This is a genomic window from Halochromatium salexigens, from assembly GCF_016653295.1.
GTDB classification, from domain to species: Bacteria; Pseudomonadota; Gammaproteobacteria; order Chromatiales; family Chromatiaceae; genus Lamprobacter; species Lamprobacter salexigens.
The window spans coordinates 100,154-123,135 of record NZ_NHSF01000059.1 but is presented as its reverse complement, the minus strand read 5'-3'; the positions used below and the strand labels follow the sequence as shown (position 1 = coordinate 123,135).

Genomic DNA, 22,982 nt, shown 5'->3' with positions numbered 1-22,982 from the left:
GCTCGCCCCCTATGTATTTGCTGCTGTTCTGGTTCTGGTTCAGGTTTAGAACGAGAACGATGCCGTTTCCGGATTGTTGGCCAACCTCGCGAGGTCGACCCCTTCAGCCTCCTTGATCGTCGCCTGCCAGGCGGCCTCGTCCCAGAGTTCGAAGCGATTCACCATGCCGACCAGCGCGACGCGCTTCTCCAGGGCAGCGAATTCACGCTGCGCTGGTGTTAGGAGCACGCGCCCCTGAGCGTCCATGTCGACGTCGTTCGCGTAACCGATCAACAACCGCTGAAGCGCCGTCGTCTCCTCGAGATGCGCGGGCATCGCGTTGAGCTTGCGCTCAAGCTCGGCAAAGCCGGGCTCTGGATAGATCAGTAGGCACCGCTGCGGGTGGGCGGTGATGACAAGATGAGAGTCGCAGAGCTGCATCAGCCGCTCGCGTTGACGCGAAGGGATCGCAAGCCGTCCTTTCGCGTCTAGGCTCAGAAATTGTGTCCCCCGAAACATGACCAGCCCTCTTTAAGAGGCGATCAGTCGCTCCCCAAGACTCCACCTTGCCCCACTTTTTCTCAATCTTAAGAGGGCGGTTTCCGCAGGTCAAGGTTGAAAATGCCGATTTTCGTTGTAAGACAAGGTGATTACGGCAACTTTGAAAAAATTGTTTGAAGAGGCGATTAGTAAACGTTTTCTGAGGCCTAGCCTCGATTATTGACCCCGGATATCGGAGTCTTTGCCGAGTGCTTGATCGCGCGGAGGTAAGGGGACTAGAGCAGGCCAACGGGATCGAGTCGCGCGCTAGCGAGCGCGGATGCGGGCCTGCTCTGGATGGGGGCTGAGGCGAGACGCCTGGGCTAACCCCGGTGGCGAGGGTGCGAGAAGGTGCTAGTGCGAATAGAAACCGATCTCGGCGATGCAGACATCGGCCGTCATCGCCCGGCCGATCGCCACGACGCCAAGGCGCTCGAGTTGGCTCGGATCAAAGGAGTCGCCTAAACGGTGCGGCTCGAATGCCACAAACGGTAACCGCTGTTCACGCCATTGCGAGTCGGTGCTGAAGGTAGCTCGGTAGGATTGCCAGGGCAGGGTCGTTGCCGTCGTCTTGAGATGAATATTGTAATCGGCACCATCACCGCGCACGATCAACCGGATGCCGTCGAAGGCGCTGGCGTCGACCGGGCCGGGATCAGGGGACAAGTCGAGGTGCATCTGCACGAAACCGCCGTTGTTCTCCAGGCTCACGCGACCGTTTAGGCACAAGGCCGGGCGCTCATCGACTATACGCTTGGTCATGCGTGCCTCCGAGACCCCGCCCATGACACGATCAGTGGCTAGGCGCCAAGTGGTTCCAAGCGTGGATTGCGTGTCTGGGTGGCGGCAATCATCGATCAGGCCGAGGTTATAGGCGAGGGCGGACGTGGTCATGACGAGGAGCAATGCGAGTATGGGCTTGAGCATGGCGAGACAGTCTGGACGCTTGGGCGGCTTGGGTCCAGCACCAGAGTTAGCATCCGGGAGGCCGTTGGTGCCGCCTCGGCGGTGATTGAACCCAACACGGCAGGCGGGCGGATGAGATACTGAAGGGCTCTGATAACGCCGATAGCGGAGACTCTCATGAATCCATCCAGCGCTCGACCCGGGTTCGGACGGCGCGGCGAGCTGCTCGTCGCGATCCAGTTCGCGCTGATGCTCATTTTTGCCATCACCCCAGTGTGGCACCCCGGGCTCTCACCCGGCCTGTTTGCCGATCTGCTGCTGCCGCGGCTGATCCTGGCCGTGCCCTTAGCGCTCGCGGCGCTGATCTTTGCGGCCCTGGGCTCTCATCATCTCCGTGATTATCTGACGCCCTTGCCCTATCCGGTCGATCATAGCCAGGTGGTGCAACATGGCGTCTACGCGCTGGTGCGCCATCCGCTCTATTCGAGCCTGTTGAGCGCTGCCCTGGCCTGGACCCTCTACACGCTCAGCCTATCGCATGTTCTGCTCCTGATCGTCGGCTTCCTGTTCTTCGATTTCAAGGCACGCAAGGAGGAGGCCTGGCTGAGCGCGCGCCATCCCGAGTATCACGACTATGCGCGGCGCGTGCGCAAGTTCATTCCCTACCTCTATTAACCTGGACTCGCCCTTTGAACGAGCGTGCATAGTCATGCGGTCTCGATCGACGTCGCTCGGTTCGCGTCGAATTGAGTGGTCGTCGGCCGATCCAGTTGCGGTCATCCTCAGGGCTTGTCCAGCACCGTTGACGAGCTATCAGTCGCGGCGTCTCGGCTAGAGCTGCGTCAGCACGAATAGGCCGAACAGCATGATGGCGCTGCCGATCAGCTTGGTGCGGGTGCCGCCCTCGGCGAAGCACCAGCGCCCGATCAGCACCGAGAACATACCGGCGGCGCGCTTGACTGCCATCGCATAGCTGGCGAGCGTCATGCTGAGTGCGATCTGATCGGCCAGGCGCATGAGCGCGAAGAGCAGCCCGAGCAGCAGCAGCGGCTTGGTCTGGCGGGCCAGATCCGGGGGCAACACCTCGCGATAGAAGCGCCGGTCCTGGAGGCTGAACAGCGTGAACAGGACCAGGGGATTGACCACCGCGACCACCACCGCGAACGAGAGCGGATCGGAGCGCTCGATGCCGATGCGCCCGAGGGTGGAGGCGGCGGCGAAGCAGCCGGTTGCGGTCAACGTGAAGGCGCTGCCCGGATTGGTGACCAGACGCAGCAGCGGTTGGTACCAGTCCTCCTCCGCGGCGCCGAGCGAGAGCACATAGCTGCCGATGATCAACAAGCCGATGCCGACGAAACCGAAGGGGCCGGGCAGGGTATCGGTGAGCAGCCATTCGATGACGATCACGAACGCTGGCGTCAGCGTCAAGATCGGTCCCACCAGCGAGACCTCACTGCGCTTGATGGCGACATTCAGCGACCACCCCCCCAGGCCGGAGAGGAGCCCGCCCAAGAGCACCGCGCCGAGATAGACCGGATCATCGACCGGGAACTGGTGAGACCAGATCACCAGTGGCAGGGTCACCAGCAGGCTGGCGAGGTTGACATAGAGCGTGAGCGCACGCGCCGACAGGGTCAGGCTCAGGTGTTTGGTGACCGCGAGCCGCGAGGCATGGAAGAACGCCGAGAGCAGCGAGAAAAGGATCCACAGATGGGCATAGGCAGCGAAGTCCATCGCGAGCGCCTAGAGCGACCAACCGGTGGCGAGATCGCGCAGCCGCGCGATAGGCCCACGGGCCAGCCCGGTCTCGCCAGCGTTATTGCCGGTGCCGGCGCCAATCCCGGATGCCTGCAAGGCCTCGCTGTTGTAGGCCGCGAAGCGGCGCTGGAAGTCCGCGCGCTGGCGCCAATCCTCTTGTGAGAAACAGCCCTGGGAGCGCAGCACCCGAACACTCGGGATGCCGGGAAACGAGAACAGCCCGGCACCGCCGATGCCAGACAGGAGCTTGACCTGCAGCGTCAGCAACAGCGGCCCATCGCCGCGCGCATCCAGCGGGCTGAGCGTCAGGCTATAGCAGGGTTGGTTCAGGGTCATGCAGTGCATGCGCCGCGCGGCCGAGGCGTGCCGCAGCGCCTCGGCGAGCGGAGCTGGCAGGTCACGCAGGCGCTGGGCCAGCGCGCGCAGCCCGGCCTCGCTCTCGGCACTGAGACCGAGCTGGCCGAGCTGTTCGGCGATCCGCGCGCTGGGCAGGAGCCGATGCCGTTGCCAAGGCGCGGGCGGTTGCGTGGCGCCGGTGAATGCCTGCAGCAAGAGGGCTGCGGTCTCGGCGAGACGCCGATGCAGGGCGCGGATGAGCTGCTCGAAGGCGGCGCTCGCAAGCAGGTCCCAGTGCGCGATTCGCAGCAGGCAGCCCAGCGGGCGCTGGCCCATGCAGGTCGCGACTGGATCAGGCGGCAGCAGGGTGACGCCGGCGCGCGCGAGATCGCCATGGCCAGCGCTAGCGCCAGCGCCATCCGGATCGAGAGCGAGATCGGCCAAACGCTCGTGCAGGATCTCAGGGCCGAGGAAACTGAGTGGGTCGAGACACTGACGCCTCAGATAAGGATCGCGCTGATCGGCGAGGCGCTCGACCTGTTGCAAGGGCTGCAAATCGCCAGCGCGCCAGTAGATCAGGTGCAGGTGGAACTGTTTCAGCGCCTGCACGCTCTCGCGGTCGCGGGTGTGGGGATCGCAGTTGAGCGCCAACTGCGGCCAGCCACCCTCCAGGCCGAAGGCGCGCCGGATTTCGGGAGTGGCGACGAAGCGGTGGAAATTCGCCGCCGTCTGCCAGAGGACGCGGCCCGTGGCCGGCGCCACCGCGCTGGCATCGGCCTTCGCGGGGTGATCGGCGCTCGGCGGCGAGACCTCGCTCAGCATCAGATCGAACAGCGCGTGCGGCGCGGCCTTGTCGATCAGGGCAAGGTGGTCCCTAGGGCCCACTGCAGTCTCTTGTCTGGAGCCGGAGCCGGAGCCGGAGCCGGAGCCGGAGCCGGGGCTGGTTCCAGCCGTGGAATCATCCCCGCGCGGAATCTCCAGCGATTGGATACGACGGCGCTGAAAGCGCTCCATCGGCGTGTTGCCGTGCCGTTCTTCCGGGCGCAGCGCAAAGGCGGGCGGCGGTCCCGGGATGCGCAACTGATGCCAGGCCACCGGCATGCGGCCGACCTCGGCCGGCATCAGGGCCGCGAAGGGGTCCGCGTCGCGCCGAGACAAGGTTTAGTCGCGACCCGCCGCGTCACGCGTGAGCGGTGCGTCACGCGCGAGCCGTGGCGCCAGGCGCTGGAGATCGCGCACGGCCTCGGAGAGCAGGCGCCCGCTCAGGCGGTTGAAGGCGCTTACCATCGCCTCGGGGGTGCTCGCCCTGGTCGGCTCGCTCCCGCTGTAGGTGTGCGAGAAGCGCGTGGCTCGATCGTGGTTGGTGATCAGCGTGAGCGTCATGGCCAGGCTCACCGCCGGCGGGTCGGCGGTAGGCCGATGCTCCAGGCGGGTGAGTTCGCCGTTGAGCATGAAATCGGCCCGCGCCCGATCGGCAATCGAGACCGTATAGGCAAAGGTGTTGGTGGTGCGCAGCGCGGAGATCAACGCCTCGGCGAGCGCCGGTCCGGGCGTGGTCTCCCAGAGGAAGTCGTCATAGCGCTGCACCTGTAGCGGTTCCTCGGCGGTGCGAAAGACGATCTGGGTGCCGCCCAGGAATCCCCGTGATCCCAAGGGGGTCACCAGCAAGGTGCCAGGGAGAGTCTGGGCGCTTGGCGTGACGCTGACCTCGGGCTGCAGGCTGTAGAAATGCTCGCGCACTGGCGGTCCCGAGCCGCAGCCGCTCAGCAGGAACAGGCAGATCAGCAGGAACAGGCCGAGACCGCCGGCCCACCGGCGGTGCGTGATCAACGCTCGAACCATGGGGTTTGATCCTCCTGCTCGCGGCCCCGCAGCAGCGAGGTGGGTTGCTCGCGCAGCTCGCGCGCGAGGGCGGAGAGATTGCGCGAGGCGTTCTCGATATTGGCCAGGATCGGCGCCAGGGCCGCCGAGAGTTCTTGCAGCACATATTGCACATCGTCGAGCGAGCCTTCGACATTCGGGCGGCTGTTCTCGACCAAGCCCCGGAGTTCGTCGGCGAGCGCGCCATAGCGGGCGACGGCCGCCTGGATGTCGTCGGTGCGCGCGGGCAGGGTCGAGGATACGCTCGCCAGGTTCTCGGAGAGGCTCTGCACGGTGGTCAGGATCGCCTGGATCTGTTCCGGGTCGACACTCTGCTCGATATCGGCGCTCAGTTGCACCAGGTTGTCGAGCACCGCGCCCAGTCCCTGGCCGAGATCGGCTCCAACGCCCCCCTCGCCGTCACCGTCCTCGGCCTGCTCGCCGAACATCGCCAAGACGCCCTGGAGACGCGCCTGCAGTTGCGCCAGCGCTGGGCGGATGTGCTCATCGAGCGTGCGTTGGGCTTGGGTCAGGGCGGTGGCGATCTGCATGCCCAGATCGGGCTCGCGCTCGATCGTCGGGATGACGCTGCCAGGGCTCAGGGTATCGGCGGAGGGGCCGGGAAGGATGCGGATAATATTGCCACGCAACACGCCCGCCGAGGCCAGTTGGGCGACGCTTTCGCCAGGCACGGGCCAGGCCTGCTGAATGTGCAGGGTGGCGCGGAAACAGGGCAGTTCGGGCGCGCGCGCGGCAGGCGGCGGCGGGCAATCGCCGCGGTCGGCATCGCGCTGGAAGACCGGCTCCAAGGCACGCACCCGGCCGATCACGAAGCCTTCCTGGATCACATCGATGCCGCTGTCGAGACCATCGGCTTCGAGGAAGTAGGCGCGCAGGTCGTAGCCGCCGAACAGGCCAGGGGCGAGCCAGAGCAGGATGGCGACGACCACGCCGGCCATCAGGAGCACGAAGAGTCCCGCCAGGGTCAGCTCGCGCTGTCGGTCCTGGGCCTGACGCTTACCCGGCGCGCCCAGCTCGGGGGGAGAATAGAGACGGTTCAACCTGCTCATCCTGGTGATTCTGGTGACTGGCCTGCTCGGCGGCTAGGGATGCCCCTCGAAGAGGGTGCGAAGCGCGAGATCATCGCGGCTGCGAGCCTCCAGATCCGCGCGGGTGCCCGCGAACAGGAGCCGGCCGCGATCCAACACGGCCACACGGTCGTCGGGGCCGATGATCTCCAGCATGCCGTTATCGGTGGCGATGATGCTCAGACCACGACGCTCGCGCTGTACCTTCAAGATGCCAAGGATATCGCGTAGGGCCGGCGGGTCGAGCCCATCGCTGAGGCCATCGCAGATCAGCAGCTCGGGCTGGTTGATCAGGGCGCGCGCCAACTCCGCGCGGCGTTGCTGGCCGAGCGACAGCGCGCGCGGGTACTGATGCTCCATGCCGTCGAGCTGCAGTTGGGTGATCGCCAGCCGCGCGGCGCGGGCGAGGCGCGCGCGCGGTTGCGCTTGCGCGCGCATCGGCAGCAGCAGATTCTCGAGCACCGTCAGCTCATCGAGGAGCGAGCCGCCCTGTAGGACGACACCGAGGCGTCCTCGCAAGCGATTCATCCGCGCATCCGTCAGGTGTCTCAGATCCTGTCCGAACAACCGCACCGATCCGGCCGACGGATGATCCAGGCCGACCATGAGCCTGAGCGTGAGGCTTTTGCCGGCGCCGTTCGGACCGATCAGCAACAGCGCATCGCCTTGGTTGACCGCCAGCGAGAGATCATTGAGCGCGCAGTGGCCGTTGACATGCTGGAAGACCTGGCGCAATTCAGCTAAAGGGGGGTTCGCCATCAGCGTGTCAGTACACCATCAGCGCATCAGCACGAAGGCGAGGTCGATGAGCAGGATCGCGCGCGAGTCAAAGCAGCCATTCAGTGACATAGGCCTCCAGGCCGCCGGCATCCTCCAGGCTGGCTTGAGCAGCAAAGGCCATCTCTACGTTGGTGATGTCGGTGGGCGCGTTGGAATAGGGGCGAGCGGTCTCCGCGCCCTCGATCATCAGCCGCTGGAGTTGGTCGGGCGCGCTGAGCTGTTCGTTGTTGTCGAACCTCAGGGTGGCGTTGCCATCTTGCGGCCGCACGCTGATCGGCGCCCACTCATCGAAAGACGCCCACTCATTGCGCTGCCCCACGAACAGGATCAGATCGCCATCCTCCTGCTGATAATCCTGGATCACCGCCTCCCCGATGTTGGCAAAGACACCGCTGTCATCTTCCCTGATAGGGACCACAAAGACATCCTGCTGGCCAGTGGTCCCGCTGAGCGTCTGCTGCTCGACCCCTTGCGCCAGGCTGTGATAGGCCACCTGATCGGGATCGGGATCGGTCTCGTCGCCGAAGAGTTCGGCTCTCGCTTGATCGATCGCATCATCGATTCGCTCCCCGTAGAGCATCGGCGCCGTCGGCCGATCCTCGGCGGTTGGCGGCGAGGCAACAAAGGTGAAGACCGGCAATAAGGTGGCAAACGCATCCGCGATATCGATACTGTCATTGGCCTCATCCACCGTCACTTGACGGCTCAGAATGCGCGCAAAAATACTCTGCAGGGCCTCATTCAAGGCCACATCCTCACCCGCCAGATGACGCATCGCCGCCTCGGCAAACCGCACGCTACTCGAACTCATTCCACTTCTCCGTCAAAATTCCACCGTTGTCGATCTCCCACGCGGCGCGCGGGCGCGATAGCGCGCCCATCTTACCGCTTCACCCTGTCGCAGCCGCAACTAAACGACAGCGGCGTTTATCCCGACGATTTCGATGGGTTGCGAGTTCGCGACATTATTTGGGACAATCCGCCGCCACCACTCAGCGACATCATCACGGCCACCCCCGGCGAGCCCATCGCCCGGTCGGGTCGCCATCTGCCAGACACACGCCCGCGCTGATTCAGGCAGCGAACAGGACGCGTTCAACAGGCCAGAGCGCCAACAGGGGACCGACAGCATGCACACGCCGCTCACAGGAACACCACGCCAGACCCTCTCAAACCGCTGGCCGAGCGCCAACCGCTTCATCATGCTGCTGGTCGTGGGCTTGCTCGCCACCGTTTGGCTCATGGCGGCGCCCAAGGCGCACGCCAATGCCTCGCAGCTCTACCTGGCGGGCGGTCAGCCCAACCTGACCATCACCAGCCCCACCGATCTGCACCTGCTCCCCGGTCAATCGCCACAACCGCTGCGGATTCGCCTGGAAGCCGACGGGCAACTGACCCACATCCCCGCCGCGCTGGCCGACCTGCTGCAACTGAGCTTGCCGGACACCGAGACCGCTCCGGCGGACAGCGACAACGCGCTGAGCCTGAAGCTGCTCAACCTCTCCAACCCCAGCGACCTCAGCGCCCTGGGACTGCAAGAACTGCATGTTCGCGTCAACGACCAACTGACCGTGCTGGCCAGCGACAGCTTCGCCGAGGCCGCGACCTACGCCGAACTGGTCGAGGCCTTGAATTCGGAACTATCCAACCTGGCGTTGGAAGCATTGGTCGGCGGTATCTTTGATGATAACGACGTTTCCGAGGACTACGCCAATAGCCTGATGGACATGGAGTTCTCGCTGGGCGGCTCATTCACGGCGACCAACACCAGTGGTGAAACGCTCACCGGCACCGAGATCATCCTCACCGCCGCCGATGGAGATCAACTGGAAGTAGCGGACATGGGCACGGTCTTGATGGCCGCCATGGGCATCGACATACGGGTCGATTTTCAGCCGTATCAAGCCGAGGCGGGCGCCTATGCCCACCACTATCGACCAGCACGGGATGTCGTCAGCATCGAGCAGAGCGCAGCCCCTGGGCGACACCTCGCCGACCTGCCCCTCAACGGCCAAGGGCAAACCCCGATCATCGACGCCAACGGCGAGACCTATCGCCTCCAGGTCGATCCCGACACCCAAGCCGTAACCCGGCAGAGTGCCAGCCCGCTCGATTTACCCCCGTTCAACCCCAGCGCGCCGCATCAATGGTATCTCAGCGACAGCGCCGAAACGTTGCAGGTTGAAGGCGAAATCGCCCTACATGTGCTGCCTGGTCAGCAATATGGCGAACTCGAAATCGACCTGCGTGGCGAGCATGCCCGGCTGACCGATATGGCTCCGGCCTTGGCGAGTAACGCCCGCTTCCATCTGCCCGAGCATGCGTATCAATACGCCTTCGATGACAACACCGGGCAGGTCAGCATTCGCCGCGACACCGGCGAACAAGTGCTTGCGCTGCCGTTGGATGCTCAGGGGCAGACGCCTTGGGTGCGTGTGGGTGGAAATGACTTTACGCAGATTGAGATTGATCCGCAGACGCTGGCGCTGGTAGAGGAAAGTTTGCCGGGTGGGGAGTTATCAGAGGTTAGTGTGCTGTATGGTCAAGTGCATCATTCATTGAACCATGCTGCAGAAGTCCATGTGTTTAATGTTGCCGACGGTGAACAGCTTGGCACTGGCATCGCAGATGTCGATGGCCTCTATTCAGTAACACTGAAGCAACAAGCATCCGACTATTATGTGGTTGCAAACCTTGTTGACGGTGTGCAGGGAGATGTTTACGGCCAGTATGAGTCGTTTTGTCCCGCTTCTCCCTGTGACGTGACTCCTCTAACGACATTAGCCGTGCGTTACGGTGATTTGTTGACCAGCGGTACGCTGTTGCAAAGATGGGATTTGGCACGGGAAGAACTTGGCCAAGCACTGGGCTTGACGCCGGATCAATTTCTTTTGATCACCCCCCAAGAACTGCAAGGGGTGGTTGATCTTGTCGCACTGCTGCAGCAGATGTCTACAGACGGTATCGGGGAGACCTTGAGCGGTATTGCGAGCGATGCGACGAACGGCTATCTCGATGACGATGACTTCAAGCCATTCTTTCCCCGGCTCCGCGAACGGCCAGTGACTCAGGCTCGTGACGTTGCCAGAGTGCCGGCAGTTGGCGATCCCGACAGTATCGATACAGAAGCGGAGGTCGTATACGTCCATGAAGGCGGCTCCCGTGACTTTCTGATCGATATGGCGGTACAACGCCCCGTAGTGCGTTATGAAGAAGACGGGAGTGAATCACTGGTTCAGGAGCAGGTACTACTGGGTTTTAACGTTGATCGCTGGGCGGGTCGGATCGACTACGAAACCACAGTAATGGCCGATATTTTTTCTGGTGATATTAACTTGGCGGTCATGCCCCGTGAAGAGCAAAAAGATATTGCTGTTACCCTGGCAGAAGAGTATGCCGATACCTTTGAGCATGCAGTCGATCTGTTACCTGGCAAGATCGCCTATGGAGGTGCGCGAGTTGCGCTTTACGAGCAATATATCCGTGAATTGCGCACTGAAGCGGTAGCCCTGTTAGGAGGTTCCCGAGAATTAGGGATTTCTACGTTATCAGCGAGGGCGGGCGTTACCCTGCCAGATCAGTCTGGGGCCGTCCTAAACTCTTCGGCTTTGCCTATAACGGCTCAGGTAATGGCGGAACAGGCGAAGTCAGATGATAACGACAAGAAATCAGATGATGCTCATGAAGTGAATAGTTGGATAAGCCTGTCCTATGAAGATGATGGCAACTTAAAAGTTAATAATGGTCTTCCGATTCACTTCGGAGTCAGTCCGCGTGATAACGATCTCAACCCGTTGCAGCAATTTCTTCGCCCCTTAATTGATCCCGCCCCCGGCGGAGTTCTCTCCATGAGTGCTAGGCAGCTCCCTTTAACTGATATATTAATGAAATGGACGAAACAAGATTTTAAATCGACTAAGATACCAGGGACGACTTGGGATCCTAGTCTTTTCAATGAAGGAGAGTTTTTTAAGAACCAACAACGCGACTATGTCATCCACAAGAATTTGTCGCGTGTGGACTTGCCGGCGGTAATGAATGTCGCTCAGGGCGTATCCTACCTTGTTGAATTAGTCGCGGGCATCAAATTGGGCGCTAAGGCTTTTGAGGATATTGGCGCTGGCTTAGAAAATACCAGTAAGAAAGCGAAAAGAATTGTTGAGTTTGCAGAGATCGTTGAGTTTATGCTGGATATGACAGCTGTACTATATTTCGATCTCAATCAAAAAGTAGTAGATGGGATAGAGGACGATGAGATTAGAGGTGAGTTGAGCAAACATATACAAAATTCGCAACGCTTTGGTCAGCATGTGAAAAATTTACGAGATGATCTGAAAGCAGCCATTGCTCCTGTTAAAAGCTTTCTTGCTGTTTTGCCTACCACACAGCTGGCAGACCAAGACCAAATGTTTAATAGGGGTCAAGTGCTTCTGAAAGCTGGTGGGCATAACTGGTCTTTAGGGTATGCTAAAGGAAACAATTTGATTGATCATTTGCACAGAGAGTATAAATTTACTTTTCAAGACATTTTATGGAGTGTCACAGTACCAGAAATTATGTATGACATGCTTTCAACATTGCTCGGAAGCAACCTTGAAGATCTCGAGAAATTTAAAGATTTCGAGAAAAATTTTAAAGAAAATTACAATATTACTGTTATTCAGGCGTTTCAGATTAGAGCAGCGAGCCATTTGGCATTTGGCAAAAAAGATGATCAAAAGATACCTCTCGTAGGAGTGGTACAAAGCAGTCTGTACACAACGATAGATGGTCGCGGTAAATATAATGAAGCTCTTGGAGAAATTCACTCGGAAATGCTTAAAAAACTTGCTGGGGTTGGGAATGGCAAACTGTCAGATGGGTATTCTCTGTACAGTGCATACTTGAAAAAGCTAACGAAAAACCTTAATAACATGAAGCGTGTTTTGAAAGCAGTTAGCGATTTAAAAGCTGATGAAATTGGAGCTGATGACATTGGAGACGGTTTAGCTACTGTAGGCGCGGTGCTTACGAACTATCTGAAGAATTCAGCAACGGACGCCATTAAAAATATTCGTAAAATCGCATTACAGGCGGTCGCTGAACTGCCTCACTACTTTATGGGTACTAAAGCGGCTAAAATAGCATTGGTTGCTAATAAATTTGCTGGTTTGGCCACTGCTCAATTTTTAACGCCTGATGAAATACCTTTCAGCATTGAAGTGGACGAAAATGGCGAGCTTGATTTCACCTATCCCAGATTGAGTGTGATCGGTGCTGAAAGCTCTCTGATCCCTCTAGGAGAAGAAGACACTAAGAGCATTTTTACAGGTAACCTCACAGCTGGTCAAAACGTAAACCGTGTGCATCCTTTTGTAGTTTCCGACCAAAAAGAACCACCACTTTATTTGCCTCGTTACCGCCTGTATTTTGAACACAGCAAGCGAGAACTCAAGGATCAGATATTTGACGCGGCGGAATGGCGCGGCGATGTTGCAGTAAACCTTGTGCTAAACTTAGGGCGCTATGAAGACGAATTCGTGAGCGGTGAGCCAGCGCTCTTTGGGGGTAGCGAAAATCGGGTTATTAAGGGCTTCAAGCCTAGTGACCTTGCACGGCATATCAAAGAAGACTCTGATGAAATAAGTTCTATCGAACTGATAAATGTACTAGGAGAATCGAACAAATCTTGGTGGGAGTTTCTGAGCGATGACTTTAACTTAGGGAGTGTCAGTGTTGTCAATAAAACACGCGGCATCTTTCGCGAAAGTTTTGGCTACGATATCTTTGAACCTATAGGCGGCCGCCTGGAAAATCGTGCGACGCGTTTTGATCTTGATCATCGCTATGTGTTTAAGACTGCGAGCTTACGCGATCTGCGCCCGGGGCTTGCGCTGATTTCAGAACGACATGATGACGGAAGTTATGATTTAATCGTTTACAATAAAAGTGTTGGGCATAACGTGACTGTGCTCATCTTAGACGATGAAATCGACCCAACAGTGCTTCAGTCTTATTTGCTGAAACCAAGGGAATCGCTGCGATTTGATCCTTTACAACACGAAAACTCGACGTTCTTGATATTCGACCATGTCGTTAGCGGCTATTCCGAGTTTTTGGATCATGGCAATGTTCTTCAGACACTGCATGCAATGGCAGGGCTTAAAGAGCTGAGCTTTGAAAAATTTTTAGGCGAATATGGCAAGTTTGTGGGTGAGGCTACAAGCAATATTCCCCTTGATCCACATCACTTTATACTTCGCGCTTCTTCTGCAAGCCATTTTGACGATCCTGCTGAAAATGGCGGCATTGAAGTGTCAAGTGATTGGCTTCAGTCAATCACTGAAGAAACTCATGCCTTTCTTAGGGTCAATGACAATGATCGGGCCGGTTATTACTTCGCCCCAGTTTCTCAGCATGCGGTTAAATGGCTAGATGACGATTATCTCGTGTTGAATCGGGTTAGCTCACCACTCATTCAGACGACTGATCTGCAAACGGAGCAGATTAGAAATACCCTAGTGGGAAAATATGGCGCGCTAGACTTGCACCTGCAAGGGATAACCCCCTGGCAGGACGACGATGGCCAGGTGATCGGAATCACAGACAATCGAGGTAACAGGTACCGTCTGTTGACCTATAACGAACGTACTGACGGCAAGATCGAGATTCGTCTGCAGCCAGAGATGGACAAAAACAGACTGTTCGAGTGCAAGTCCGCATGGATGTCTTGCGCCCCATTAAGTTGGATTGATAACTTTTCCTACGATTTACTGATCACCGATGCCGAGATCTATAGTGATAGCGACGGCGACGCGATCATTAACGAACTCGACGCTTTCCCTGATGATGAGCGCTGGCATGCTGATACCAGCGGTGACGGTCTACCTGATCAGTTTATCCGCAATCTTCGCCTTGATATTAATAACCGATACGCAGAGCTTGATCTCAACGGTGATGGCGACACGGTGATGGATGCGTTTCTGAATGATGGGCATCCGCTCATGTTAGCGACACCCTGGTTACAACTTGAACTTGCACCGGGAGACGGCGCTGTTATTGCCCGTTGGGAGCCTGTAGAACCTGGTATTGGGAGTGTGGAACGCTACGACTTGTCTTATAAGAAGATCGACGAGGTTGTTGGTCTAGGTAACACGCTCGAAGATGTTACGAGTCCGCATCGATTAGAGGGGCTAGAAACCGGCGAAAGGTATCGAGTGCGGCTCGACATCGTCACCAGCGAAGGTTTCACGTTGTTCACTGAGGAACCGCTCTACTTTGGGCCTACCGGCAGCCTCCAAGTCACCCTGCGGCCCGACGAGGCGGTAGCCGCTGGCGCTCAATGGCGGCGCGCTAACACTTATTCCTGGTTCGACAGTGAACAGACTGAGACCAACATCCCCATTGGTGCGCAAACAGTCGAATTCAAAGACATCGGCGATGATTGGGAGGTGCCAAGTGATGCGACCGTTTCCATCAGTGTCGGTGAGACCACCCCTTTGACGGGACGCTATACGCCTGTCGATGATGATGATCCCACACCGCCGACAGCCACCTACCCCCTCAACGACACCGGCATCGACTGGTGCGCGGATGGCAACACCAACAACCTCGACTGCTCAGACACGGCGTTTGATTTCCCCGGCCAGGATGGCGAATACGGTCGCGATGCCCTAGCTCGCGAAGGGCGATTGGATAAAGTTGGCGCTGGCCATGCCGGTTTCGACTTCACCAAGCTCGATGCCAACGGCGATCCGCTGTCGATCCAGGATGCGGCTTGGAGTGATGATGGCCGCGAAATCGATGGCACCCGCTGGTCCTGCGTGCGCGACAACCACACCGGGCTGATCTGGGAGGTCAAGACCGACGACGATGGGCTGCGGGATAAGGACCACGAATACACCTGGTACAACCCCGAGACCAATGGTGGGCGCGCTGGAACCCAGGATGGAGGCAGCTGCAACCAGAGTGACTGCGATACCCACGCCTATGTGCAGGCTGTCAATGAGCAAGGTCTGTGCGGCGCAAAAGACTGGCGCCTGCCCTCTGTCGATGAGCTGCTTTCGATCGTCAGTAATGATCGGACTGACCCAGCGATCGATACGAATTATTTTCCGAACGCTCGATCATCTAGGTTCTGGTCTTCGTCGCCGGTTGCCAGCGCTTCGAACGGCGCGTGGGTCGTCCATTTCGACCATGGCAGCGTCTACAACGACGGCTATGTGAACGGCGACCTTCCCGTTCGCCTCGTGCGCGCGGGACAGTGATTTGGCCTTTTGTCAGCCACCTAGCGTTCAGCAGTGATTCGGGTGATTGGTGAGACAGCCGCAGCATTTCCCGCTCTGGCGTGATGCCAACCGGCTGCTGCTCGCCATCGAGCAAGCGATGCGCGACTTTCCGCGCTATCACAAATACACCTTGGGCACGGACCTGCGCCGCCAAGCCATGGCCATTTGCCAGTTGGTCCGTCGTGCCGCACCACGCGGTGACGATCAGGTTGCTCGCGTGACGCAGTTAGTCGAGGCGGTCGATGATCTCAAGCTCCAGATCCAGCTTGGCAAGGAATTGCAAGCCTTCCAGAGCTTCAAGCACTTTCAGGCCATCAGCGAATTGGTCGTTGCCGTCGGTAAACAAAGTGGCGGTTGGCGCACACTTGTGCCGGGCCTGGCATGTCCTGTCTAACGGGGTGCTACCGAATGGATGCGCCCCGCTAGCCGAAGTGTATCGGTAATGCGTTCGATGGTTCTGGTCTTCGTCGCCGAATGCCAACAATTCGAACAACGCGTGGAACGTCAATTTCAACCATGGCAACGTCAACAAAAACAATAAGAATGTTTGCCGCCGAGGAGGGCTATCTGCCCGGCAGCATGAAGCGCCGTGTCTTGCGTGACCTGCACATTGGCCCTGGTGATGGTTCGTTGCTTCGGGCACGGGCTTGACCAGCGTCTCATTATTGAATTCACGAAACAGAAGAGAGGCCCAGATGACTGGACTTATGACGCGCATGCTGACCGCCCTTGGCTTGAGCCTGTTCATGGTCGCGACGCACGCCGAGCGGACCTGCAACGAGGTGGTGGTCGCGACCGCTCCCGACAGTCGTTTTCGAGACAACGGTAACGGTACCGTCACCGATCGGGAGACCGGGCTGATCTGGAAACAATGCGCGGAAGGGCTGAGCGGGACGGGCTGCGCCACCGGCAGCGCCGAGACCTTCTCCTGGCAAGCGGCGCTGCTGCGAGCTGCCGACAGTGATCAGTGGCGCCTGCCGAATAAGAATGAGCTGGCGTCACTGGTCGAGCGACGCTGCTACGATCCAGCGATCAATGAGGATTTTTTTCCGAATACACCCTCTAACTGGTTCTGGTCTTCGTCGCCGTATGCCAGCAATTCGTACAGCGCGTGGCACGTCAATTTCGTCCATGGCGGCGTCGACTACGGCAGTAAGTACGGCGGCGAGCGCGTTCGCCTCATCATGCGTGCGGAACAGTGATTTTGTCTTTTGTCATGCATTGATCTCGCAGCACTGATGCCGGTTGGGGGCGCTACCCATAATGCATCTAGTGCAACGCTGCCAAAGATTCGATACCACCAGAAAGTGCCCAAGCTCCAATATCGACAATGGTGTGAGTGGTCAGCATGTATCGGGACTTCAGCAGCGTTGCACTAGCCGTGACCGCTCCTAAAACCATAGAAAAATCTTCCCATGGCAGCTCAGCCGAACAGTGCTGCTGACGGTTTGCGGATTGGAAGTGCGCCAACCACGAGTGAACAAGGGCAGGTGCGCATCCGCCGCGAGGCTTCGTGTGCTGTTCGCACAATCAGGGCGATCAAAAACGGCTGCTTTGCCTTGAGTCAATGTGTGACTTGCGAAAGCTCGCTGCGCATCGGCTTTTTTGTCGCGTCAACCTTGGGAGCGACCGAGTCGGGTTGTCCATTGGCATCAGCTTTGCCGCGTAGAAGATCGCCTCGAACTGCTAGACTCGAGCGATGAACTGTGATTGAAACCGGTTAAAGGCTGCTGCCAACCTGCGAAAGCGTGGCCGACGACGACCTCCGCCAACGCGGTCGATATACGGCGAGCATGGCGGAAGGTTCCAACATTGTCTGCATTGACCCCGACTTGTTAGGGGCGCTGGGAGAGTCCGGCATTTTTGGCGTCAGCGGGGCCGCGATCGGGTCTCCTAGCCGGCATCGATGATAGGCGTTGCAAAATGGGCCTTCCAAACGGACATCGGGCAGAGTTGGGCACGAAGCTGGAAGACTACGTGCTCAATCCAGCCCATGGCGAGGGGCGACACAAGGCGCGTGTGTTCGAGTCCGCCTTAGGCATCACGCTGACCAACGCCGACCTCTTGCGGTGATTGCCAAGGGGGACAATGGATTCGGAGACGTCTATGTGGTCCGGTTTTCGATGCGGACCGCGCGCGGTGCGGCAACGGTGCTGTCTGCATGGATCGTCCGCCACGGAGAGGACTTCCCCCGATTGACCAGTTGCTACGTGGCTTGAGCGATGAAGACAGAGTTAAAACCCAGGTGTTAGTATACTAACTTACATCAACATAACAAACCAAACGCGAAGCGCACATGCCAAGGTATGTACCCTCACGAGAAGCCTCTAAGATCCTAGGACTCCATGCCAACACCCTCCGAAAATATGCCGACGAAGGACGCATTAGCACCTACCGCACTGCCAGCGGGCAGCGTCGGTTCGATGTCGACTCCTACCTTGGAGCCACCGTCGAGACCACGCCCACTGTCGTCTGCTATTGCCGCGCGTCTTCGCCCGCGCAGAAGCCCGACCTCGAGCGACAAGTCCAGTCGATGCGAGAACGCTTCCCCGAAGCCGACATCGTCCAAGACATCGGCTCCGCCCTCAACGATCAGCGTCAAGGGCTTCAATCCGTACTGGGACGCGTCCTGCGCGGAGAGAAGCTCACGGTTGTGGTTGCCCACAAGGACCGACTCGCCCGTGTCGGATGTGACCTCATTGAGTGGATTATCCGCGACTGCGGCAGCGAACTCGTGGTTCTCAGTGACCATCAAAGAGAACCCGAACGCGAACTCGCCGAAGACCTACTGGCCATCCTTCATGGCTTCGCTGGCGGACAAGACAGACGAACCGATCACACGGGCGAAGCGCATCCGAATGCGACCCACGCGCTCGCAAGAGAAGCGGCTGAACGCCTGGATCGGCACCTATCGGTTCGTCTACAACGAGACGATTTGGCTGCTGAATCTTCGGATCGTCCACCCGAACTTCATGGCGATCAAGAAGTACCTGATCCCCCATCTAGCTGAGGAATATCCCTGGACAAAGGACTGTCCGCGAGCCATCCGCGATGGTGCTGTCGCAGAAGCCTGCCAGACCATCAAACAAGCGATCGCAACGTTCAAGCGCACGGGCGAGTTCAGCCGGTGCCGCTACAAATCCCGCAAGGATGCGCAGCAATCGTTCTTTCTCAGGAATGATCAGTGGTCAAAGGACAGACGTGGGTTCAACGTTAGCGCCTTGGGCGAAGTCAAATTCGCAGAGGCGCTACCGATGAGTCTGCGTGATGGTCGCGTCATCAAGTTTGCCAACAAGTGGTACGTCTCCCTCCCGGTTCTAAAAGAATCAGATGCAGCCGAGAACCAAGGCCGTCTGGTGGCCCTTGACCCGGGGGTGAGAACATTCCAGACATTCTTTAGCGACCATCACGCCGGTCATCTAGGGCAAGACGATTTCCAGAGGATCGTGCGTCTAGCGCATCATCTGGACCGTCTCTTGTCTCGTCGCGACAAAGCGGAAGGGAAACGCAAACGCCTGTCTTTTACGAGAGCGGCCGATGCCATCCGACGCAAGATCAAGCAACTGATCGACGAACTCCATTGGAAAGTCGCTCGTTTTCTAACGGATAACTTCGATGTCATCCTGCTGCCGACGTTTGAGACCAAGCAGATGACGACAAAGGCTGGGCGAAAGCTCCGCCGTAAGTCCGTCCGCAGCCTCCTCTCGTTTGCACACTTTCGGTTCAGCCAACGGCTCGAGCAGAAGTGCATCGAACGTGGGAAGACGCTGGTGCGCGTCTGCGAGGCGTACACATCGAAGACAGCGAGCTGGACGGGTGAGATCGTCAACATCGGTGCTGCAAAGGTCATTCGCTCGAACGGTATCGAAATGGAACGCGACGAGAATGGCGCTCGTGGGATTTTCCTGCGGGCTTTGGTGGATTCACCCATCCTCATCGAGGGTGCGCGTTAGCGTATGTTAACGAAACAGAATCAGTCTGTGTTCAAGGTGCTGGAGGACGCGGGTTGAAGGTCACTTTTCGGTCGAGCTTTGTGCGTGACCTGAAGAAGATTCGAGACCGGGCCGTGCTTGCTGCAGTAAAAACGGTGCTTGAGCAGATGGAAACCGCTGACGCGCTGGACGCAATTACTGAGCTAAGAAAGCTCGCCGGCGCATCCGGCTTCTACCGCATCAGAGTTGGAGATTACCGAATTGGGTTGTCCGCAAGCGGTTCAGCGCGCTGGCTCCCCGGAGCCGCGTCCCGACGGACTCGAAGACCTCGTCGCCCACAACCTGCTCAGCTTCAAGGCCAGCGGCGCCGTCTTCGACGCCTGGGCGCTCGACGAGCTCAACAGCCACTCCGTCACCTACCGCAAGCTGGCCTCCATCCGCGCGCTGCGCCAGTCGCCGGCCGCCGATCAAGACCCTGACACGCCCGTCGTCGAGCCGCGCACGGCCTACCCGCTTCTGCTAATCTGCAATCCTGACATTCAGACAATCGGAGCATCCGATGCGTGAAGTCCTGACGGTTTCCAGTCGCGGGCAAGTCACCCTGCCCGCAGGCATGCGCAAGCATCTGGGGATCAAGCCGGGTGGCGCCGTGATCGTTGAGGAATGCGGAGGCGAATTGCGGCTGAAACCCGCCGCGGTGTTGGAGCTTGAGCACTACACGGATGCGCAGATCGCCGAATGGGACCGCGCCGATGCGCTCTCGGCCGGTGAGCGCAGACGGATTCTCGAGCGTCTGCAAAACACCTGATGCGCGTGTTCCTAGACGCCAATGTGCTGTTCACGGCAGCGCACAATCCGAACGGCAAGGCCGCACTGGTGGAATTCCAGGCACAGATCATCCTCGGCTATCGGCACCGAAACCCGAGATATCCGTTGTTCAGCTCAGGGACCGAATCCCAAGAACAGGCCCACCTCGAGACCACCCGCAACCGACTCAGCGCCGCGTTGGGGCGCATCGACACCCGCATGCCACATGTTGTCGGCAAGTCTCTGAAACGTCGCTGGGAGGTTCGCCATCAGCGCATCAGCACGAAGGCGAGGTCGATGAGCAGGATCGCGGTCACGGCACCGATCATGGTATCGGTCGCGGCCTGGCTGACACCAGCCACGTCGCGGCCGGCGGCGATGCCGTTGGTGGTGGCGATCAAGGCGATCACGAGCGCGAACAGGAGTGGCTTGCCCAGGGCCTCGAGCAGATCGCTCGGAGCCAGGGCTTGGCGCAGCGCATCATTGAAGAGATAGAGCGGCACATCGGCCACCACCCACAGCCAGAGCAGCGCCGCGCTCAGCGCGACCAGATTGCCCCACACGCAGAGCGCGAAGGACATCGCCAGCATCGCCGGCAGCACCGGCCCGGTGGTGAACTGGATCGGGTTGATGCCGCTCACCAACAGCCCATCGACTTTGCCGCTGGAGACCAGCGTCGCTTGCCGCGCGGCGAGCGCGACACCGGCCCGACCCGCGACCAGGACCCCGACCAACAGCGGGATCAGCTCCATCACCACCGCGTAGATCACCGGCACCAGGATCAGGCTGGGCAGGTCGATCTCGGCGAGCAACCGCGCCGCCTGATGGCCAAGGATGACGCCAGCGGCGGCAGCGACCAGGGTCAGCGCCGGCAGCACCGAGAGCCCGGCTTGGCGCAACGCGCGCGCGAGCGCCGGCAGATCGAGTTGGGCGCGGCCCAAGAGGATGCCGAGGTAGAGTTGCAGGCAGAGCAGGAGCGTCACCGCTGCCAGGCCGAGGCGTTCGAGTGCGTTCAGGCGGGCGCGCATCGCTGGCTGCTGCCGGTGTCTGTCGGGCCATGCCCGGCCGATGCGACCTCGACCGACGCTCCTCGCGCCGAGGTCGGAAAAGCTCAGTGGCATCCTGAGCTGTCGCGACTAACGCTCGCGCCAAACCGTGGTGTAGAGATCATGGCGGCGATCCTTGAGGTTTTGCACGGTACCGGAGTTGCGCGCCTCGCGCAGCGCCTTGAGCCCGAGATCGGCGAAGGCGACGGTCTCAACATTGGGCGTGGTATCGGCGGCGATGCCATCGCGCGCGAAGGGGAAGTCGCAAGGCGTCAGGATACAGCTCTGCGCGTACTGGATGTCCATGTTGGCGACGTTGGGCAGATTGCCGCAGTTGCCGGACATGACGACATAGCATTGGTTCTCGACCGCGCGTGCCTGACCGCAGTAGCGCACCCGCAGATAGGATTGGCGCTCATCGGTGCAGAAGGGCACGAAGATGATGTTCGCGCCCTGATCGACCAGATGCCGGGCTAGCTCCGGGAACTCGGCGTCGTAACAGATCAGCACGCCGATGGGGCCACAGTCGGTGTTGATCGCGGCCAGCTCGTTGCCGCCCTCGATGTTCCACCAGTAGACCTCGTTCGGGGTCGGATGGATCTTGGCCTGCTCATGGACCTCGCCGCTGCGCAGGCAGATATAGCAAATGTTCTCGACCCGGCCGTTGTCCATCTTGGTCGGATGCGAGCCGGCGATGATGTTGATGTTGTAGCGCATCGCCATCTCGCGCAGCGCGTCCTTGATCGGATCGGTGTAATGCGTGAGGGCCTCGATGGCCTCGGCCGGTGAGAGTTCCTGATCCTCCATCGAGAGCAATTGCAACGAGAACAGCTCCGGGAAGACGCAGAAGTCGGCGCGATAGTCGGCGGTGACGTCGACGAAGTAGCGCAGCATGTCGAGGAATTCGTCGAACGATTTGACCCGCCGCTGCTGATACTGGACGGTGGCGACGCGCACTGTATCCATCAGCCGACCGCCATAGTGCTTGGCGCGCGCCTCCTCCTCCTCGTCCGGCGCGTGTGGGTTGCGCCACAGCAAATGCACCCCGTAGCCGCGCGATTGCTTGTCCTCGGGCCAGTAGCCCGGCATCAGGCCGATGACCTGGAAGTCGTTGCGCAACTGGAAGGTCAGCACCGGATCGCGCTCGCGGCCTTCCACCACCGCCTCGACATAGGCTTGCGGGCTCTCGTAGGGGTCCTCATCGCGTGTCAGCGCGGCGTCCAGCGAGGGGAGGCGACCGCCGTAGATGATGCCCTTGAGCGCCAGCGACTGGACCAGCTTCTTGCGCTCGTCGTAGAGGCGCTGGCCGATCCGCAGCCCGCGGTATTCGGGATCGACGCAGACCTCCATGCCATAGAGGTAATCGCCATCCGGGTCGTGGCGCGAGGCGTAGCCGCTGCCGGTGATCCAGTTCCAGCCGTGCGGCTTCAGGGCGATCTCGCCGCTGACCAGGAAGCTGGAGCAGAAGCCGATCAGGCGCGCGCCCTCATCCTCGTGGTACTCGGCGACGAATTGGCCCTCGGCAAACTTGTTGATCTGACCGCGCAGCATCGCCGCGCTGTAGCTGCTGACCCCGCTGCCGGCATAGGCGCGCTCGAACAGGGCGCGGATGGCGGGAACGTCGCGCGGGGTGGCGGCGCGCACATGGAGTTGGGCGAGGCTGTCGGCGGTGTCGTTCATGCG

At 59.5% G+C, this 22,982-nt stretch carries 19 protein-coding genes and 2 pseudogenes; 11 read left to right on the top strand and 10 right to left on the bottom strand.

What is annotated here, in order from left to right:
* Positions 1–45 precede the first annotated feature (45 nt).
* Together mraZ and CCR82_RS10430 are read right to left on the bottom strand one after the other, a co-directional pair.
* Positions 46–498 carry a division/cell wall cluster transcriptional repressor MraZ gene (gene mraZ, locus CCR82_RS10435; RefSeq protein WP_201245736.1) on the bottom strand — a complete coding sequence of 151 codons (453 nt, stop codon included), beginning with the start codon at positions 496–498 and terminating at the stop codon, positions 46–48.
* 375 nt (positions 499–873) lie between these two features.
* Positions 874–1,413: a CIA30 family protein gene (locus tag CCR82_RS10430; protein ID WP_201245735.1), complete on the bottom strand. Its 540-nt coding sequence runs from the start codon at positions 1,411–1,413 to the stop codon at positions 874–876.
* 189 nt (positions 1,414–1,602) lie between these two features.
* Between CCR82_RS10430 and CCR82_RS10425 the strand changes: the two genes are divergently transcribed.
* Positions 1,603–2,100 (top strand): methyltransferase family protein, encoded by a 498-nt coding sequence (locus CCR82_RS10425; RefSeq protein ID WP_201245734.1) that lies wholly within the window; start codon positions 1,603–1,605, stop codon positions 2,098–2,100.
* Between the two features lie 156 nt (positions 2,101–2,256).
* Here the strand turns inward: CCR82_RS10425 and CCR82_RS10420 are convergent, their stop codons facing one another.
* The 6 genes from CCR82_RS10420 to CCR82_RS10395 form a co-directional block, all read right to left on the bottom strand.
* The gene (locus CCR82_RS10420; protein ID WP_201245733.1) at positions 2,257–3,159 is read right to left on the bottom strand and encodes an EamA family transporter; all 903 of its coding nucleotides are present in this window, start codon (positions 3,157–3,159) and stop codon (positions 2,257–2,259) included.
* Between the two features lie 9 nt (positions 3,160–3,168).
* Positions 3,169–4,677 carry a hypothetical protein gene (locus tag CCR82_RS10415; RefSeq protein ID WP_201245732.1) on the bottom strand — a complete coding sequence of 503 codons (1,509 nt, stop codon included), beginning with the start codon at positions 4,675–4,677 and terminating at the stop codon, positions 3,169–3,171.
* A gap of 3 nt (positions 4,678–4,680) precedes the next feature.
* Positions 4,681–5,361 carry an ABC-type transport auxiliary lipoprotein family protein gene (locus tag CCR82_RS10410; RefSeq protein ID WP_201245731.1) on the bottom strand — a complete coding sequence of 227 codons (681 nt, stop codon included), beginning with the start codon at positions 5,359–5,361 and terminating at the stop codon, positions 4,681–4,683.
* Positions 5,346–6,449 (bottom strand): MlaD family protein, encoded by a 1,104-nt coding sequence (locus tag CCR82_RS10405; RefSeq protein ID WP_201245730.1) that lies wholly within the window; start codon positions 6,447–6,449, stop codon positions 5,346–5,348. The genes CCR82_RS10410 and CCR82_RS10405 overlap by 16 nt, the downstream gene beginning before the upstream one ends.
* A gap of 33 nt (positions 6,450–6,482) precedes the next feature.
* On the bottom strand, positions 6,483–7,226 hold the full coding sequence (locus CCR82_RS10400; protein ID WP_201245729.1) for an ATP-binding cassette domain-containing protein: 744 nt from the start codon (positions 7,224–7,226) through the stop codon (positions 6,483–6,485).
* Positions 7,227–7,293: 67 nt separating this feature from the next.
* Positions 7,294–8,058, bottom strand: coding sequence for a hypothetical protein (locus CCR82_RS10395; protein ID WP_201245728.1), 765 nt, complete (start codon positions 8,056–8,058; stop codon positions 7,294–7,296).
* A gap of 319 nt (positions 8,059–8,377) precedes the next feature.
* Here CCR82_RS10395 and CCR82_RS10390 point away from each other — a divergent pair, with 319 nt between their 5' ends.
* From CCR82_RS10390 to CCR82_RS10360, 10 genes and pseudogenes are all read left to right on the top strand, one after another.
* Positions 8,378–15,493 carry an Lcl domain-containing protein gene (locus tag CCR82_RS10390; RefSeq protein WP_201245727.1) on the top strand — a complete coding sequence of 2,372 codons (7,116 nt, stop codon included), beginning with the start codon at positions 8,378–8,380 and terminating at the stop codon, positions 15,491–15,493.
* Between the two features lie 49 nt (positions 15,494–15,542).
* Positions 15,543–15,908 (top strand): four helix bundle protein, encoded by a 366-nt coding sequence (locus tag CCR82_RS10385; RefSeq protein WP_201245726.1) that lies wholly within the window; start codon positions 15,543–15,545, stop codon positions 15,906–15,908.
* Between the two features lie 322 nt (positions 15,909–16,230).
* Positions 16,231–16,716 carry an Lcl C-terminal domain-containing protein gene (locus CCR82_RS10380; RefSeq protein ID WP_201245725.1) on the top strand — a complete coding sequence of 162 codons (486 nt, stop codon included), beginning with the start codon at positions 16,231–16,233 and terminating at the stop codon, positions 16,714–16,716.
* 721 nt (positions 16,717–17,437) lie between these two features.
* A complete protein-coding gene (locus tag CCR82_RS19125; protein ID WP_476702791.1) occupies positions 17,438–17,587 on the top strand; it encodes a DUF6883 domain-containing protein in 150 nt (49 codons plus the stop codon).
* A gap of 50 nt (positions 17,588–17,637) precedes the next feature.
* Positions 17,638–17,733, top strand: coding sequence for a hypothetical protein (locus tag CCR82_RS19360; protein ID WP_420827328.1), 96 nt, complete (start codon positions 17,638–17,640; stop codon positions 17,731–17,733).
* A gap of 77 nt (positions 17,734–17,810) precedes the next feature.
* Positions 17,811–18,269 (top strand): annotated as a pseudogene (locus tag CCR82_RS19355) (IS607 family transposase); the annotation flags it as partial.
* A gap of 46 nt (positions 18,270–18,315) precedes the next feature.
* Positions 18,316–18,402, top strand: a pseudogene (locus CCR82_RS19350) (hypothetical protein); the annotation flags it as partial.
* On the top strand, positions 18,403–19,467 hold the full coding sequence (locus tag CCR82_RS10370) for an RNA-guided endonuclease InsQ/TnpB family protein (RefSeq protein WP_420827327.1): 1,065 nt from the start codon (positions 18,403–18,405) through the stop codon (positions 19,465–19,467). It begins immediately after the preceding pseudogene.
* Positions 19,468–19,692: 225 nt separating this feature from the next.
* Positions 19,693–20,013, top strand: a complete 321-nt coding sequence (locus CCR82_RS10365) for a hypothetical protein (protein WP_201245722.1) — start codon at positions 19,693–19,695, stop codon at positions 20,011–20,013.
* Complete coding sequence (locus CCR82_RS10360; protein WP_201245721.1) at positions 20,006–20,254, top strand: AbrB/MazE/SpoVT family DNA-binding domain-containing protein; 249 nt, start codon at positions 20,006–20,008, stop codon at positions 20,252–20,254. Before CCR82_RS10365 ends, CCR82_RS10360 begins: the two co-directional genes overlap by 8 nt.
* A 268-nt stretch (positions 20,255–20,522) precedes the next feature.
* On the opposite strand, the gene CCR82_RS10355 is transcribed toward CCR82_RS10360, so the two are convergent.
* Both CCR82_RS10355 and CCR82_RS10350 read right to left on the bottom strand, forming a co-directional pair.
* Positions 20,523–21,281, bottom strand: coding sequence for an MlaE family ABC transporter permease (locus tag CCR82_RS10355; protein WP_201245720.1), 759 nt, complete (start codon positions 21,279–21,281; stop codon positions 20,523–20,525).
* A gap of 108 nt (positions 21,282–21,389) precedes the next feature.
* Positions 21,390–22,979 carry a nitrilase-related carbon-nitrogen hydrolase gene (locus CCR82_RS10350; RefSeq protein WP_201245719.1) on the bottom strand — a complete coding sequence of 530 codons (1,590 nt, stop codon included), beginning with the start codon at positions 22,977–22,979 and terminating at the stop codon, positions 21,390–21,392.
* Between the last annotated feature and the right edge of the window lie 3 nt (positions 22,980–22,982).

Excerpts from the sequence above, each read along its gene's own strand:
- mraZ (WP_201245736.1), bottom strand. The coding sequence starts at position 498 with ATGTTTCGGGGGACACAATTTCTGAGCCTAGACGCGAAAGGACGGCTT.
- CCR82_RS10430 (WP_201245735.1), bottom strand. The coding sequence starts at position 1,413 with ATGACCACGTCCGCCCTCGCCTATAACCTCGGCCTGATCGATGATTGC.
- CCR82_RS10425 (WP_201245734.1), top strand. The coding sequence starts at position 1,603 with ATGAATCCATCCAGCGCTCGACCCGGGTTCGGACGGCGCGGCGAGCTG.
- CCR82_RS10420 (WP_201245733.1), bottom strand. The coding sequence starts at position 3,159 with ATGGACTTCGCTGCCTATGCCCATCTGTGGATCCTTTTCTCGCTGCTC.
- CCR82_RS10410 (WP_201245731.1), bottom strand. The coding sequence starts at position 5,361 with ATGGTTCGAGCGTTGATCACGCACCGCCGGTGGGCCGGCGGTCTCGGC.
- CCR82_RS10405 (WP_201245730.1), bottom strand. The coding sequence starts at position 6,449 with ATGAGCAGGTTGAACCGTCTCTATTCTCCCCCCGAGCTGGGCGCGCCG.
- CCR82_RS10400 (WP_201245729.1), bottom strand. The coding sequence starts at position 7,226 with ATGGCGAACCCCCCTTTAGCTGAATTGCGCCAGGTCTTCCAGCATGTC.
- CCR82_RS10395 (WP_201245728.1), bottom strand. The coding sequence starts at position 8,058 with ATGAGTTCGAGTAGCGTGCGGTTTGCCGAGGCGGCGATGCGTCATCTG.
- CCR82_RS10390 (WP_201245727.1), top strand. The coding sequence starts at position 8,378 with ATGCACACGCCGCTCACAGGAACACCACGCCAGACCCTCTCAAACCGC.
- CCR82_RS10380 (WP_201245725.1), top strand. The coding sequence starts at position 16,231 with ATGCTGACCGCCCTTGGCTTGAGCCTGTTCATGGTCGCGACGCACGCC.
- CCR82_RS19125 (WP_476702791.1), top strand. The coding sequence starts at position 17,438 with ATGGGCCTTCCAAACGGACATCGGGCAGAGTTGGGCACGAAGCTGGAA.
- CCR82_RS19360 (WP_420827328.1), top strand. The coding sequence starts at position 17,638 with ATGCGGACCGCGCGCGGTGCGGCAACGGTGCTGTCTGCATGGATCGTC.
- CCR82_RS10360 (WP_201245721.1), top strand. The coding sequence starts at position 20,006 with ATGCGTGAAGTCCTGACGGTTTCCAGTCGCGGGCAAGTCACCCTGCCC.
- CCR82_RS10355 (WP_201245720.1), bottom strand. The coding sequence starts at position 21,281 with ATGCGCGCCCGCCTGAACGCACTCGAACGCCTCGGCCTGGCAGCGGTG.
- CCR82_RS10350 (WP_201245719.1), bottom strand. The coding sequence starts at position 22,979 with ATGAACGACACCGCCGACAGCCTCGCCCAACTCCATGTGCGCGCCGCC.